We start from the raw sequence: 16556 nt of genomic DNA, 5'->3' as shown, positions 1-16556 counted from the left end.
ATTATTATTATATAGGGATATTCAGAATTTTTCTAACTAATTGTTTGTCAGTGTAATATATTATTTGTACCTTTACATAAAATCCCCCGAACGACCCTTCACGGGCAGAATCGGGGGAAAAATTTAAAAAAAACGTCGTGAAGATACAAAAAATTTCTGATATAACACCAACTTTGCCCTTTACAGAGTTTGATTTTTTACAGAGCTATCGTGACAGCTTTGCAAAAAGCGAACTTGGACGTATCCATTCCCAGCTCCCACTTAAGGAGTTGGCAGCAGCATGTACGAGTCGTAGCCATAAGAGCAAGCGGGGCAAAAAGCCTCTTTTTTCGTGTGAGGGAGAAATAGCCCTGATGTTCCTCAAGTCATACACAGGTCTGTCTGACGATGGCTTGATAGAGATGCTTAACGGAAGCATCCACATGCAGATGTTCTGTGACGCTCTGATAGACCCTTCCTGTCCCATCAGGGATGGAAAGATTGTAAGCGCCATACGCAACCGTCTTGCCCGTCTTCTTGACATAGACAGCCTTCAGGGCATATTGTACGCCAAATGGAAAGACAGCCTCAAGGACAAGGACCTATGCCTGACGGATGCGACCTGTTATGAGAGCTACCTGCGCTTCCCGACAGACATCAAGCTACTCTGGGAGTGTTGCCATTGGCTTCACAAGCTGCTCGTCTCCGAGTGTAAGCACCTGTCGGAGCGTGTTCCGAGGAGCAAGTATAATGATGTTGACAAGGCTAGGCTTGCATACGCCAAGCAGCGCAAGCACACAGCATCATCCACGCGCAAGCTCAGGAGAAGACTTCTGAAACTGCTCTCCAAACTTCTTTCTCAGTGGTACCGTCTTTGCAAATTGTATAGCCCTTGTATCAGCCTGTCGGCAGAACAGGAAAAGCGTCTCTCCGCCATACGTGCCGTATTCCGCCAACAGTCAGCCTTGTTTTCAGGCAAGGAAGTCAGGCACCGTATTGTCAGCATCGACCGTCCCTACCTCCGTCCCATTGTCAGGGGCAAGGAAAACAAGCGTGTGGAGTTTGGGGCAAAGGTCAACAACATACAGATTGACGGCATATCATTCATAGAGCACCACAGCTTTGAGGCTTTCAACGAGGGTGTTCGTCTTAAGCAATGTGTTGAGTATCAGGAATCTCTGACGGGGGTCAAAGTTAAGCGTGTCGGTGCCGATTCCATATATGCCAACAATGCCAACCGAACAATGTGTACGGAAAAAGGCATAACCACCTGTTTCGTCAGAAAAGGTCCCAAGCCCAAAGAAGAATCAGAATGTCTCAGGACGGCGAGAAAGATTATTGGAAACCTCAGGGCCACTGTAATGGAGGGCAGCTTCGGGAATCAGAAACAGCACTATGCCGTTGGGCGCATCAAGGCACGTAACATGTTCAGCGAAACATTACTGCTCTTCTTCGGAATCCATACGGCTAATGCCGCCATTCTTGCCGCAAGGCTGATGGCCAGGGACATGAAGAAGGTGGCTTGATAAAAAGATAAGGTGATTTATATCCATCCATAGGCAGGTATGGAAGGGGCAGGTATGCCCATACGGCTCAACATTTGAGATTTTTGAGCAGAAAACACTGCAAATTCTTTTTCTAGGAACTTTTCCAAGAAAAAGAATCCAGTTTTTGAATGCTCTTGGCAGGTTCAGGAGTGAATTAACTGAAATTCCCGACTTAGACTTTGACCACCAGTTTATTCCAACCCACAAGTTCGATGCAAAGTATTCTTACAAGCAGGACTTTGGCTATTTCCTTGGTTGGGCTTCCATTGGGGGAATCATAGTCGGAGGTGAGAACCGTGACGGAAACACCAATGTGAGATACCATCAAGAAGACACGCTCCGTCGCATTATGGACCATGTAACCTCAGAACTTGGTGTGGTAATAGAGCGTTTCCGTGCTGACTGCGGGTCGTTCTCAAAGGAAATCATACAAACCGTAGAGCAGCGCTGCAACACGTTCTACATTCGCGCTGCCAACTGCGGCAGTCGCTACGAGAATTTCCAACAGTTGAAGGAATGGAAAAACGTTGAGATTGGCTATGAGAAATGCGATGTCACATCCATCAGCATGGACAGCTTGATAGAAGGAAAGTCATACAGACTTGTCGTACAGCGTAGTCCTTTGAAAGACAAGGATGGCAAGCAACAGACGGATATGTTCGGAGTAATATACACATACCGCTGTATCCTCACCAATGACTGGGTGTCTACCGAGAAGGACATCATTACATTCTATAATGAGCGTGGGGCAAGTGAAAAGAACTTCGACATACAGAACAATGACTTCGGCTGGTCACATCTGCCCTTTTCCTTTATGGCTGAGAATATGGTTTTCATGATGGTTACCGCCATGCTGAAGAACCAATTAATATTCCTCGAAAAAAAATAGATTTTTTTGATAAACATTTTCCCTTAAACTTGGGCTGAACTCTATATGAAACAGATATTACTCTTCTGTCAGTATTAGGCGTCACTTTTTTTAATAATTACATAATAGAGTACATCCTCGTTATTTCTTACGACATTTACAGAACCATTGAGAGAGTCAAGGTTCAAATACTTGCTGTCAGATTTATAACCACCACTAATTCCGTGGTCAGGCCTGATTTCAACACGACCTCCGTCTTTTGTTTCTATTTTCAGCCAACGATGGTGGTTTGCGTCATTAAATGAATGTTCTGGCTCTATACCCAATACATTCATAAACAAATTATCCGTATATTCGTCAGCATCCTCTTTACAGGAGAAATTCATATTAATAGGAGTCCATTCGTTGTACCTGTCGTTATAACATTTTCTCTTTGGAGAGTCTAATTGTAAGGTTATACTATCGATCGTATAACCAAAGAGTTGCTTCATCTCTTTGATGAGGTAAACAAGCATCAAACTTGCCAAGGCACTGTTTACATACATATCACTAAATGTAATATTAACATGTTTACCTTTCAAGACTTCAACGAGCATATCTGTGTCCTGCTGATTCAGCAGGAAAGGTGCAATTGCAGTAGAGAAATAATTCTTAATCTGGAATGTTCTTGCGTGTGTAAGACCTTCACGTACAACTTGTGATGGAGACATTACATAGGTTGGTTCTTTCTGTTCATTGAATGTTACGCGATTATTATCCACAAAGACATAATGACAATTCTTTCCCCAGTTATTAGAAAACGACAAGACAGAGTCTTTGTCTGTGAAGTACCTGAGTACCCCGGTGTTACGCTCAACAATAACAGCAGTCTTCATTTCACCTAGATCCTTGACAATCGAGACTTCACAATCAGGAAATTTATCCTTCAAATTGATGAATGGAAGTTTCTCTGTAAGTGAATTATGAAGTTCAGGATGATACTCAACTACAAGGGAAATGTTTTTACCATTTGATACTCCTGTTTTGATGTGTTTTCCCATCTCTGAACGGACACTTGACCAATCCGTAACAACATTATCATCTGTCAGGTCAGAAATGCACAGGGTTATCTTCTTGACTTCAGGATCCGTGACCGACAGTTTTACTATATCCTTCAAGGGTTGACAAACTACTCTTGCTGAAGGGCTTGAAGCCTTTACCTGAGCAGGTAGTCCAATGGCTTTGTTCTTTTGATGGTTCAGCCAATCAAGAGCCTTTGCCTTTGATAAAAGGTATGAATAACGATAATTGTTACGGTCAATCAAACATCTTGCACAAGCGCCACCTTCTATATGACAGTTACATGTTGTTTCTTCAAGTGCTTGTCTTGCAAGGTCAAAAATTTCCTGGCAAAGAACAGGATTCATCAATTTCAGTGAATAACCGCATCCTCCTTTTGCTGTATCAAAGATGAAGAGAACCCAGGCGTCAAGTTCTTGTTTGATGCCAAAGTCAACTTCGCCCTCATCTATTCCTTCGCTTAAAGCTAATGCACGTTTAAGGACAACACCAAGAGAGTATACAAGTTGCTCATCGTTTTCAAATTTTGAAGATACTGCATCCTTCTTGAAACGTAGCACTGTATAGCAAGTAGGATGATTACCTGTTAATACAACGTGACGTGCAATATCATTATCGTTGGCTTCACAGCCATCACCCCAAAGTCTCTTATGTCCAGGCTTGACCGCATAAGGTACACTTACTTTTGAAGTTATGGCGGTATACTCAACAGATGCTCGTCCACAGCGCTTACAGAAAGCAAATCCATGTCCATTACCAACATTATAGAATAAAATGTTACCAGTTTCACCACTGGTGATAAGCTCGCACATATTTATGTCCTTATGTTTACTCCAATCTGTTTTCAACAAGACAGGTCTAATGTCATAGTAATGTTTTACGGTCTTTTCTTCACGTGAACTATCTACATTCTGATCAGTACAGAAACCTATAGGTTCATAAGCAAGAGTGTATGAGCCATGATCTTTATCAATAATGCTATGATATGGATTACCGCAGGAACATAATGCACCTTTTTGTAGAATCCTTTTATATTCAGTCTTACCGCAATGTATGCAATGATAGATTGCTTTGGTTTGTGTTTCTTCATTATAGGCACCAAGTAGTTTGATTCCAGCAGAAACATAGTTTTTTTCGTTTACAACAACAGTCTGCTCTGGTGCATATTCATCGAGAGCTGTATGAATATCACGCGAAGCCGTTGTTGCACGACGAAGATTGGTAATCTCTTTATGAACCTTATTCAGTTCGTTCTGTAGGTTAAATTTCTCTATACTATCGGACTCTGCAGCTATTCTGTTTTGTAATTTATCAACATTATCGTACAGGCGATGTAGTTTTACAGACTGGTCTCTATCAGTGAAATCAAATGTTACTACACCTGTTGGCATATTTGCATTTGGTATAAACTGGTGGTCAGACAGGTAGTTTAGCAAACCTTCCGACTTGGTTTTTCTTATCTGATTGCTAATAGCTATCTGTCGTCTTGTATCATTTTGGAACTGAACAAAGGCTGCATTAAGTTCATCAATTACAGTATTGTATTCTTTCTGAATTGCTTGTATTGTTTCCTTTGTGACATTTATGGTATATGCGATGTTTTTTCCAAAAACTTTTTTGAATTTACACTCTTCTGCTTGATTTGTGCTCATATCATCCAAGAATTGGATAAATGTGTTACAGGTGGAAGTCATAAACTCGTCAATTGAAACAATTACCTGAATTCCGGATCCGTTGTCACATATAAACTGTCTGAAGAAGAACGAATTGATATGTCGTTGTATGACAGTCTGACTCGGACGAACCTTAATCATATGGTTTGTAGTCTGCAATGCCCACATCGGATTTGCGAATGCGTGCTGTCCAACTGGTGTATTATTGCATAACGAGAATGCAATAGCCTTGCTTTGGCCCATACGGCCAGCACGGCCTACACGCTGTAGATAGTTGGCTGCAGTAGGAGGTACGGTATCCATCAATACAACGTCAATGTCACCAATGTCCACGCCCATTTCCATAGTAGTGGAACAGTGAAGAACATTAATCAAAGGGGTCTTTTGACTAAATGATCTGGTGTAATCACGGAGTAATTGTTTTGATTGCTGTGCAGAGTGTTCTGCAGCAATATAAATAGGAGTTTTGTGATAAGCATACTTATGGCGGTCAGTCCAAAGGCCAGCAGCCTTCAGAGCCTTGATGTTTTCATCATTTTCCTGCCAGTTTACGACCTCTTCATTGTCTTTAGGTCGTGAAGGCATGGTTATCTTACTTTCGTTACATTTGTATTTAACAAACAACCTTTCACAGATTCTTCCTGTGATCAATGGGCTGTATCCGCAAAATGTGGTATCTAAAAGCTGATGTGAGACAGGACATACCCATGCATCTTGCAATCTCTTAACTTTGCAGACATTATTTCCTTCTTTACCCGATAAGTCAAGGAAATAGCAATCTACATATTTGTTATCCGGATAGAAGCGTGGATTATTATACCCGTCTGTATCGTCAGCTTTAACCTTGGTAAAGACTTTCTTTTCAATTAAAGTATTCCATGCTTCGGTGATAATTGCATCAACGATTCTTACATTAGCCTGTAATTTCTCAACCGTATGTATACCTAACCCTGCACAGAGAAGTACAACAAGTCGTGATTGATGTTCAAAAACCTTTCCTCCCTCGACAATCTTTACAGAGGGCCAACGTTTGATTTTTTCTCTTTGGTCATCAGAGGCTGCAATTGGAGTGCTTAAATTGCTTTCACGGACATATTTCTTCTCATCATCTGCCAAAGGCTGAATGTGGTTGCCCAGCCTCATTACATAATCTATGGCGAGTTTCAAATAATCCTGCCAATCCTGGTCTTTGATAGTTATCCCGTTTTGGTCTGCATAATCTGCCAATACAGAAGGAACTTTTGCAGTCTTCAAATCAGGATAGTCCAGATAGATAAAGCCCATGGTTTCTGCATTGGTTTCATACGCTGGACGTCTGCCTATAACGCCTCTTATCAGTGCGCACTTATATGCATTCTTATTCTTTGCACCATCATTATTTGATATATGGTCAAACATCGCTTGGTTATATATTGCTTCTGAAACATCATATAAAGACACTCCGTCTGGAGAAGATGGGGCATTAGCCAATATCATGGCTATCTGTTCTGCTGTCAAAGTATTCCTTACAGGTTCTGGAATAGTATCTAATGGACTTGTTGTTTGTATTTGAGAAAGTCTCTCCAGCATATTCTTATTACTTTGATTACGCTCAACATTAATATTGAACGTTTTAGCAGAGATAGCGGTTCCTTGGCGGCTATCTGTAAAAGCGATATACTTTCCCCAACTGTTCCCTTCATGAGCACATTCTCGAAGGAAAACAGGTGAAATTGTCTGGTTGATAAAGTTGATAGGAATACGGAAGTGTTTTAAATTAAGTCGTTTCCCATGAGCTAATTTCCCGCATCCAGGGCAATAAGAATGTCCGTCATCTTTTCTGACTTCGACCCATGTGCCTTTGCTGTCAGCATGAACATCCAATATTGCTCCAGTACTATTATGCACAATGTTCATGGTTACAGAATGAGCTTTGGCAACAGGAGTAAAGAACTTTTCCTTTTCGTATGGCATAAGAAAGAATATGTCAGGACTGCCTGAACTGGCCATTTCATCCTCTTCTTCTTGCTCAGAGGTAAGATCAATAGAGAAATAATCATCTCTGTTAGCGGTGTCTTCACAAGGGGAAATCTTATGAGTCTGTAAGTCACTACAGCCCATTAACACAAAACCACCACATCGCTTACATTGTACAATTTCAAGTAATGGTACACCACACTTTGGACATACTGATGCCTTGTATGTGGTTAGGTGTCCATAAATCGGTGAAGCAGGATTAGCACTATCGCAGTTTTCATTTGCACAAGCATAAAGTCCGTTTATGGAACGCATAAAATAATGTGCTCTAAGTGACAGGACAGGAGTTTTTTCTTGGGACATTTCGCAAAGTCTATCCAGAAGCTGCAATGCTGGTATCAGATCAGCCCTGTCAAAGGTTGTGTCCGGGCATAGATGTTCCCACATCTGCTGAAGAGTCATGCCAGAAACCTTATTTATTTTGTCACGGAGAGACAATACATTATCAACAGAAGGGAGATTATTTGCTTTAAGTTCAACGGCAAGTTGGTCCTTATCCAAAGGACGAACCAAACGCTGACCACCGATAACCTTAATCCGTTCAACGGACTGGCCTGTAACCGTTGAGATGAAGTCTGAAAGCGACTGAGAACCCTCGTCACCACCAATCGTAGCAGATGTACATGCAAATCGTACCTGTTCTGGAGTTCTACCGAAAGCCTCAAGTACTCTTTTAATCTGATATGCGAGTTCTACAGCCGCAGAACCGGAATAACTATGTGCTTCATCTATAACAATCCAGCGAAGTCTGTTAGCTGATTCTTGTAACATTTGCTGATCTTTTTGACGAACAAGTATATACTCAAGCATACTTGGGTTTGTCAGAAGAATTTCAGGGCGTGTTCCTTGGTTATTTGGGTCACGTATATCATCACGGGTTACAATCTCATTTGGAAGAATTTCATCTCTACCATCAGCACGATGTTCTGGAGTGTCTCCATTGTATAATGCAAAATGTAAGCCGGTAGCCTTACAATACTCAGATAGACGTTTCTTTTGATCTTCCATCAAGGCATTGAGAGGGTAGAGAAAGATAGCTTCTATGGCATTAGTGTGTCCTTGCTCATAAAGGTCACTCAGAATAGGGTACATAAAGCACTCGGTTTTACCTGAACCAGTACCTGATGTTACGACAATACTCTTTCCTTCAGCCAAACTTTTCCAACTCTCTGCCTGATGTTTATATGGAGGATACTTGACTCCAATACCAAGTTTGCTGATGATTGTCGGATTCAAAGCCTTTTTCCAGCTGTCATCTGGTGCAGGTTCCCATCCGAAAGTACTTTGGAATACAGGTTCTGACAATAATGGTTCTCTGTCAAAGAGCTCGTTAACGGCAGCACGCATAGGATGGTTTCCTGGTGTCCAAAGAGAAAGCAATGCTAAACGCATGTTTTCCTCTGATTCTTTATAGAAATTCTCAAACTTCATGTCAATGAGATAATTTATTGTTTAGTGCAATTATAAAATGGGGATTTGACGATTTGCTACAAAATATGATACTTCTTCGTATCTCATCCTTTACCGTAAACAAATCTACTCCCTTTTTGATATGGGCTACGACCGCATTGACTCGTTTAAACAACCATTGTTCATTACCAGATCTGTTTGGTTCATTATAAGTATTGAAGAATAAAGCAACTTCTTCTCCAAGATATTCCTGATTTGAATCGATATAGTCATCTTTCTTTAGTTCTATGGGATATATTTTCTTTGGAATCTTAATAATGGTTTCTGCTAAATCGACAATAATATCATTTGAAGGAATTCCATAAGATTCAGTAAGTGAAGAAACGCAAAGGTCTTTCAGCCAATCTGTAAAGAGAGATAAGACGTCATTGAAGCATTGAACAATGTTACTCATATATTGTTCAGGATCATTCAAAGCACTTAAAAGCTTTATCATATCTTCTCCTTTATAAGTCATGGACCATTTAATGTAAATATCTTGCACTGCTGGCACCATAGGGTCACTGATAAAGGTGTTAAGTTGACTAAAGATGCCGGAAAGATATGGTTGAAGCCAATACCATTGAAAAGCAAGGTCACTACTGAATATTTTAAGCTTTTCCTTCAAGATTTCACGCTCATTGTCATCCGTACATTTAACGAATAATTGAAAAACCAGACATATCAAAGCTTTATAGTCTTGTGCTGTACAGTATAATTCCAGAATAGAACTTGCAGGAATATCTTCTTTTTGAGATCGGTCAAACCACCCCAGAATTCTTTTCCACAAATTATCGCCAAGAGTGGATTTTGTTAATTTTTCTTTTATAGAGCTTATGGCATTTTCCCTGTTGTTTGCTCTAAAAGCTCCATCCATCTCTCTTGTCAAATCTACAAGGGCAGGACAGATACGTCCCCTTGTACGACCAATTACGATAGTTTTTCCCCAAGGACGAATATCCTCAGGAAGCGTGTAGGAACCGTTTTCTTCATCAAATGATATTTCTATTGGTTCCAATTCTGGTTCCTCTAATTTCAATAATTTAAGTACACCTGTAAATTTAACAGGAATATGATTGTTTCCTGTAATTATCAGTCGCCCATTACCTATTTGCTTTGGTCGATATGGCGAATCTTTTATACTGAATTCCAAACTGTTACTATTGCTAAGAGAAAAAGATACTTTAAGCTCTGCATTAAGCATATTCATTGAAGTTCTTTCCAGTTTTGACCGCAGATTTTCACGAGAATCAAACAATATAAGCAGGTTTCCCTCGTATGGAATTGGCTTAATTGCTTTTCCTTTTTCAAAAATGTAAAGTTTGTCGTTCATCCATCTGAGTTCTCGGACGACATCTCCAAAAGAATATTGCTTGACATTTTGTCCTACAATGTGGTATTGGTATTTGTCAATATCAGTGTATGGCACCCAACTGTCATTTATGACATTATCTCCATATATGTTTATAATGGAAAAATCCTTAAACGGAGCCTTGACAGAGATTGTAAATTGATTCAAACTGTTACCTTCAGGAACTAATGTGAAATGTATACACCTATGGTCAGGACAGTCTTCTTTTTTTATCTCCCAAACATCATTAGCCTTCTTGACTCCTTCGTTTGTAGTTACATGTCCGTGATCCCAGGTCACTTTAATCTGACAAGTATCTTTATCTGCATGTTGTAAGCTTACAGAAAATCCATTACCAATGTTCATAAGTTTTATTGGTGTAACAAAATTCCCATTAGTATCAACGGCTCTTGCAAATATTTCTCCATAAGAAGGTTTGTCAGACCATTCTGTCTGCCGCTTGTTGCGGAATTGAACGTTAATCTCCCTCGTATTTTTTTACCATTATCAGTATCATAACATAGAGAAAAAATACTATTTTCCGCATTATAGAGTGGTTCTATCACATCTGGTATATAAAGTGGAGAAGTAGCCATCTCTGTCCAGTAGAGAGGTGAAGCCATACCAAAAGTGATAATACCGTCAGCTCCTTTAACAATAATATTATCAATGAAATCAGAAGGAATCTCTATTCCCTGAATAATTCTGTTACCCCATTGATAATCAATAATAGTAAATGAAGTTTCATTTTCAATGTACCAATCCTTAGGTATAAGCAGGAATGAATCTGTCCTGCCGATTTGATTACCTAACTCATACTTGCCATCTTTCTTACGATAAAGCAAGTGTGGGATGTTCGTGTCTAGGTAATCAGTAATATATGGTTTCTCTTGTTCATGTAAGAAAAGGGATATACTGTCACCATCAGCATATGGATGCTTGCTGACTACCGGATAGCGACAGAAGTTTTTAACATAATCGAATGTGTCAACTGCTTGCCCGTTCTTTCTGACTTGAACAGAAAAAAAAGGTACATGGGCCAATCTGTTCTCAATAAGAAAAGCCTCAGGAAGATTTTGGTAGCCTTCAACTACGTACTTTGAATATATTTTCTTTTCTACAGTATCAATTCTGAATTCCCAACCAAGAGAGTAGGGGTGGATTTGACGGTGACGGATCTTTTCTTGTTTGGCAAGTTCCTGCAAATATATATACCAAACATCTTGCTCATTCTGACAATAGAATGGCATAAGCATGAATTGCGCTGACTCAACTCCAATAATCAGCTGGTTACAATAATCCTTCAAGCACTTACTTTGAGAAGCAACTATTCCCAAATTAAGTTCTTCAAAATCTACTTTTCTGTTTACCAGTCCACGGGTAAATCGGTCCCATACGCCACCATTTTCACTTCCTGTTACCAGCTTCATTGGCAAACCACCTTGATATAACATGGAGTCAAGGTATCTTCTGCCCCCATTTCCCTCAAAGAGTTCTAAGTCTAACGCTTTAAGACCACGTTGAGCAGACTCATAGAATTCATCACGTAGTTCTGAAGTAACATAAATACCCAAAGAGTCAAGTATCATTTGGACACTATGAGGACCTTCATGATATTCCCTACGCCAAAATTCTGCAATATACAGGACACATTCCTTACGAACGGTAATGAAACGATTACTACAGTTTCTATTGTAAATATGGATTTGGCGTGCTAAGAGTTGTTTCAGGTTGGCATACTCTTCAGCAGTAACTCGGATTTGCCACAAATATTCTGGACATTTTTCGAAGTTGTGAGCCGTTAGGATAGTTTCAAAATAACCCATAGCTTTTTCTTTGCTCTTAATTCTGTAGCGTAAAATCTTTGAGAGATTCAAGTGCCTGAAAAACAAAGTCTTCAAGACATTTTGAAATGTCAGAAATTTCAGCTGGTCTTAGTGCTGCAAATATATTAGGTCCTTAATTCCGCAGCATAAATTCTTGTGAGAACTCCAAGTGTCTGAGAAACAAAGTTCTCAAAACACTTGGATATGTCAGAAATTTCACCTATCTTGGTGCTGCGAACATAACAAGTAAGCAAAAAACTGACATGACAAAGATAGCTATTAAAAACGAGAATATCACTTCTTTCGGAGGAATTTATCACATTATGGACGTTTTCTCAAAGTTAGGCTTTGAAAAACTTACCGAATCTGTATTGGGTAAACGTGGAAGTAGCGGCAAAGCATTCAGCCATGGAAGTATTTTCGGCTCTCTCTTCTTCAGTTACCTTTGTGGTGGAGAATGCCTTGAGGACATCAATGTGCTTATAGGACAGTTCAAGCAGAGACCTGATACGCTATTACCCGGTGCCGACACTGTAGGGCGCGGACTAAAGGAGCTTGCTGAAGAGAACATTATCTATAAGAGCGAAACCTCCGACAAGTCGTATAGTTTCAATACGGCACAGAAGTTGAATACCTTACTTTTACGAATGATACGGAGGATGAGGCTTATAAAGGTGGGTAGTCATGTTGACTTAGACTTTGACCATCAGTTTATTCCAGCCCACAAGTTCGATGCAAAGTATTCCTACAAGCTGGATTTTGGCTATTTCCCTGGTTGGGCTTCCATCGGGGGAATCATAGTCGGAGGTGAGAATCGTGACGGAAACACCAATGTGAGATTCCATCAAGAAGACACGCTCTGTCGCATTATGGACCGTGTAACCTCAGAACTTGGTGTGGTAATAGAGCGTTTCCGTGCTGATTGTGGGTCGTTCTCAAAGGAAATCATCCAAACCGTAGAGTCGCGCTGCAACACGTTCTATATACGTGCAGCCAACTGTGGCAGTCGCTATGAGAACTTCCGACAGTTGAAAGAATGGAAAGGCGTTGAGCTTGGCTACGAGAAATGCGATGTCACCTCCATCAGCATAGACAACCTCATCGAAGGTAAGTCATACAGGCTTGTCGTACAGCGTAGTCCTTTGAAAGACAAGGATGGCAAGCAACAGACGGATATGTTCGGAGTAATATACACATACCGCTGTATCCTCACCAATAACTGGATGTCTACCGAGAAAGACATCATTACATTTTATAATGAGCGTGGAGCAAGCGAAAAGAACTTCGATATACAGAACAATGACTTTGGCTGGTCGCATCTGCCCTTTTCCTTTATGGCTGAGAATATGGTTTTCATGATGGTTACCGCCATGCTGAAGAACTTATATATCTATCTCGTCCGTCATATCAGCGAAAAGGTCAAGCCATTGAAAAAGACAAGCAGGCTGAAAGCCTTTATCCTACATTTTGTCAGCGTGCCAGCAAAATGGGTGCGCACTGGAAGGCAGAACGTTCTGAACCTATATACAAATAAAACCTACTACTCTGAAGTCTTCCTTGAATAAACAGTATTTCTTTGTGGTTATCATATTCCCCATTGGTTTGGGTGGGGGATTTCATGTCTATGCAAGAACCAAGAACCCCAGAAAATCCCCATATCAATGGATAAACCCCAAAAATGTCACTTCAATATATAAAAGTACCTCACAAGGAATAATGCTGCGGAATTGAGGATATTTCAGGCATCTTACTGTAAAATAACAAGTTAAGAACTATCTACAAATAACGGGAGTGACAGGGAATTAAGTTTATGGATACAGAATACCAGAAGTAAGTTTCATATTATAATTAATCTCACAGAGAAAGGGAGACTGCAAAAGATAACAGTATCGCCTAACCCAAACAACATATCACACAACTTACACTTTTTTTCAACGTATCAGAGGCTCTCGCGCTTATCATGGCTATGTAGATGATGAAACCTCCATTTACTCATTGGATTGCTGTGCCAATTCTTCAATGCCCATTACTAGGTGATTCAAACTCTTGAGACCTCACATTATTCTTCTGCTATTAATGGGCGAAAAACACACCTATTAAAGAAATCCCACTATGTTTCAAACTGAAACATAATGAACTTAGAAATAAAACATAAAAAACGCACTTAAACTCATAAAGCTAGTGCGTTTTTAATTCTACGATAAAATATAATGTCTAATACACGTAAAATTTAGTTGTACCAAATCTCACCACCAAGTGTTTGATTCACATCAGTTTGCTCCTGATTATTTTGATTTTCGAAGTCATAATCTTCGAAAAAATCAAGTGTTTTGCTTTTTTTCATGTTCAATCCTTCCTGTTAATTAGACTAGTTGGTAAAATATTATCTTTAGTGCTAAATGACTGATACAAATATAAACAAAATGATTATAAAAACAAAATAAAACAACAAACAAAAGTAAATATTTAAATATTATTTGCGCAAATATAATATGTTTTGTAATATAACGTGCATATTTTATCACAAACGAAAACATATACTATCTAAAAATATGTATTGAGACATTTCACTTCCATACATAAGTAAGAACATAATTAGCGTTACATTCGCATTTAAAACTAAGTGTTAGAGATGATCTAAGGTTAGTAACTAACCTTAATTTTGGCTTTACTAGAATATCCTTCAAAGCCAAATGTTCTGAAGAACAAAGCTTATACATCGTTTCTTTAGCACACCAAGTAATGAGCATATCGGTTACATCTGCCATGATTTCATCATCTCTCAGGAAGCGTGATTGAACACGTTTTACTCTAGAAGAAACGAACTCTATATCAATACCAACCTCATATTCTCTGGAAAGAATAACAGCAACAAAGCCAATGGTATGAGTTATACTAATATTATACCCCCCCATAATCGGTTTACCATCTTCATTATGCTGCAGGATGGGTGTATAACCCAACATCTCTTTCAAGATTTTGTTTACTCCATCTTTCTCAGCCTTTCTACCTTTATCAATTTGCAGTAGTCCAACTAAAACCTTACCTCCAGCATCATTTGTTATCCGTACCACAGAAAGTAACTTTAACTTTACTTATACGACGCTCTTCAATAGCCAACACCTCGAATTTATAGTTTTTGTAGAATAATTGTTCATGAACCACTGGGAAATCACCTTTGATTTCTAAAAGTAAGCCGGCTAAAGAATCTGCATCTCCTTCAATATCACCAAATTCATCATCAGAGAGGTTAAGAATTTTCAAGAAATCATTCAAAAGCGTTTTACCCTCAAAAATATAGGTATTTGAGCCTAATTTAGTATAATTACGCTCTTCCTCATCAAATTCGTCATTAATTTCGCCTACTATCTCTTCTAGAATATCCTCCAATGTAACAATACCACTTGTACCACCAAATTCATCAACAACAATGGCTATATGAACTTTATTTTCTTGAAAATCACGCAATAAATCGTCAATCTTCTTAGTTTCTGGTACAAAATAAGGTGGACGAATTAAGCTCTGCCATCTGAAGTTTATTGGTTTTGAAAGATGAGGTAATAGGTCTTTAATATAAAGTACTCCCCGAATGTTATCCTGATTGTCTTGAATAACAGGAATACGTGAATAGTTATTATCCACTATACACTTTAAAACATCATCATAAGAGCAACGAATATCCAAATCAACAATATCTTGTCGAGAGGTCATCACCTCTTTAGCAGTCTCATCTCCAAAGCGTATAATTCCTTGAAGCATCCCTTGTTCATCCTTAATTTCATTCTTGTCAGTTAATTCCAAAGCCTGTTCAAGATCATCGACAGATAATTGCCGATTCTCCTTTTGAACTACTTTCTCAGCAAATGCTCCACTTTTCAAAAGAATCGTTTCTATTGGCCAAAACAAGTTTCTAAAAAAAATTATTCCTTTCACACCACTTCTACAAAAAGCAAGCGGTTTTCTTCTACTATAAACTTTAGGAATGATTTCACCAAAGAGGAGAAGAAGGAAAGTTAATAAAATCGTTACGCAGATAAATTGTAACCACACTTCACCAAATGTAAATAGGTGTGCGAAGATGTAATTACATAACATAATAATTGCAACATTGACAAGATTATTCGTAATAAGAATTGTAGCCAATGTGCGTTCACTATCTTCTCGCAGCAATTCAATAAGTTTATCTGAAGCATTCTTATCAGGATCAAGTGATTCTATATCCGTTGGAGATAGACTGAAGAACGCTATCTCAGATGCACTAGCAAATGCTGACAAACCAAGTAAAACAATAGCCAATAGAGAAGTAATAATTACACTGAGATCTATTGGATTGACTGTAATATAAGAGGAGATATCAACTAAAAAAATATTCATCAAAAAGGTAATTTAGTATCATCTGAAGTATCGTCGGCACTATCATCTACTTTTACCTCAGAAATATTTTCATTTTTACGGGAAGTAGAAAGCCATTCAAGATTATCACCATAAATCTCTGTAACGTATCGTCGCATCCCCTTCTTATCGTCATAAGAACGATAGCGAATACGTCCTTCAATATAAAGTTTGTCACCTTTATGGATATATTTTTCTGCATATTTAGCCAGGGCTTTAAACAGAACTATATTATGCCAATCAGTGCGGTCGGGAACAACTGTTCCATTAGGCAGCGTATATCCTCGCTCTGTTGTGGCAAAAGTAAACGAGGCAACACATTGATCGGCCTCATAATATTTTATCTCTGGTTCGCGCCCAACATTACCAATCAACAATACTCTATTCATAGATGAT

Annotated in this window: 8 protein-coding genes and 1 pseudogene; 3 read left to right on the top strand and 6 right to left on the bottom strand. The window is 39.1% G+C overall.

Features of this window, described 5'->3' with window-relative positions; translation table 11 throughout:
* The first annotated feature begins 137 nt into the window (after positions 1-137).
* Together J4856_RS08295 and J4856_RS08290 are read left to right on the top strand one after the other, a co-directional pair.
* Positions 138-1505, top strand: a complete 1368-nt coding sequence (locus tag J4856_RS08295; protein ID WP_211817815.1) for a DDE transposase — start codon at positions 138-140, stop codon at positions 1503-1505.
* A 190-nt stretch (positions 1506-1695) separates the two neighbouring features.
* Positions 1696-2403: pseudogene (locus J4856_RS08290) on the top strand (transposase); the annotation flags it as partial.
* A gap of 86 nt (positions 2404-2489) precedes the next feature.
* Here the strand turns inward: J4856_RS08290 and J4856_RS08285 are convergent.
* The 3 genes from J4856_RS08285 to J4856_RS08275 are packed head-to-tail and all read right to left on the bottom strand — an operon-like array spanning position 2490 to position 11768.
* A complete protein-coding gene (locus J4856_RS08285) occupies positions 2490-8573 on the bottom strand; it encodes a DEAD/DEAH box helicase (RefSeq protein WP_065367820.1) in 6084 nt (2027 codons plus the stop codon).
* Position 8574: 1 nt separating this feature from the next.
* Positions 8575-10308: a hypothetical protein gene (locus J4856_RS08280; protein ID WP_025839902.1), complete on the bottom strand. Its 1734-nt coding sequence runs from the start codon at positions 10306-10308 to the stop codon at positions 8575-8577.
* 5 nt (positions 10309-10313) lie between these two features.
* Complete coding sequence (locus J4856_RS08275) at positions 10314-11768, bottom strand: hypothetical protein (RefSeq protein ID WP_025839901.1); 1455 nt, start codon at positions 11766-11768, stop codon at positions 10314-10316.
* 263 nt (positions 11769-12031) lie between these two features.
* Between J4856_RS08275 and J4856_RS08270 the strand changes: the two genes are divergently transcribed.
* Complete coding sequence (locus J4856_RS08270; RefSeq protein WP_065367821.1) at positions 12032-13333, top strand: IS1380 family transposase; 1302 nt, start codon at positions 12032-12034, stop codon at positions 13331-13333.
* A gap of 1002 nt (positions 13334-14335) precedes the next feature.
* On the opposite strand, the gene J4856_RS08265 is transcribed toward J4856_RS08270, so the two are convergent.
* From J4856_RS08265 to J4856_RS08255, 3 genes are read right to left on the bottom strand one after another with little or no spacing between them, the layout of a single operon-like run.
* The gene (locus tag J4856_RS08265) at positions 14336-14842 is read right to left on the bottom strand and encodes a 4'-phosphopantetheinyl transferase family protein (protein ID WP_025839947.1); all 507 of its coding nucleotides are present in this window, start codon (positions 14840-14842) and stop codon (positions 14336-14338) included.
* Positions 14823-16142 (bottom strand): gliding motility-associated protein GldE, encoded by a 1320-nt coding sequence (gene gldE, locus J4856_RS08260; protein WP_025839948.1) that lies wholly within the window; start codon positions 16140-16142, stop codon positions 14823-14825. The genes J4856_RS08265 and gldE overlap by 20 nt, the downstream gene beginning before the upstream one ends.
* Positions 16142-16549, bottom strand: coding sequence for a single-stranded DNA-binding protein (locus tag J4856_RS08255; protein WP_025839949.1), 408 nt, complete (start codon positions 16547-16549; stop codon positions 16142-16144). Before J4856_RS08255 ends, gldE begins: the two co-directional genes overlap by 1 nt.
* Between the last annotated feature and the right edge of the window lie 7 nt (positions 16550-16556).

The organism is Prevotella scopos JCM 17725, assembly GCF_018127785.1.
GTDB classification, from domain to species: domain Bacteria; phylum Bacteroidota; class Bacteroidia; order Bacteroidales; family Bacteroidaceae; genus Prevotella; species Prevotella scopos.
Note: the sequence above shows the minus strand (reverse complement) of the source record. Positions and strands in the feature narration are given on the sequence as shown.

Bases quoted from the DNA above. Each gene is read 5' to 3' on its own strand.
- J4856_RS08285 (WP_065367820.1), bottom strand. From the start codon at position 8,573: ATGAAGTTTGAGAATTTCTATAAAGAATCAGAGGAAAACATGCGTTTA.
- J4856_RS08280 (WP_025839902.1), bottom strand. From the start codon at position 10,308: ATGAACATTGGTAATGGATTTTCTGTAAGCTTACAACATGCAGATAAA.
- J4856_RS08275 (WP_025839901.1), bottom strand. From the start codon at position 11,768: ATGGGTTATTTTGAAACTATCCTAACGGCTCACAACTTCGAAAAATGT.
- J4856_RS08270 (WP_065367821.1), top strand. From the start codon at position 12,032: ATGACAAAGATAGCTATTAAAAACGAGAATATCACTTCTTTCGGAGGA.
- gldE (WP_025839948.1), bottom strand. From the start codon at position 16,142: ATGAATATTTTTTTAGTTGATATCTCCTCTTATATTACAGTCAATCCA.
- J4856_RS08255 (WP_025839949.1), bottom strand. From the start codon at position 16,549: ATGAATAGAGTATTGTTGATTGGTAATGTTGGGCGCGAACCAGAGATA.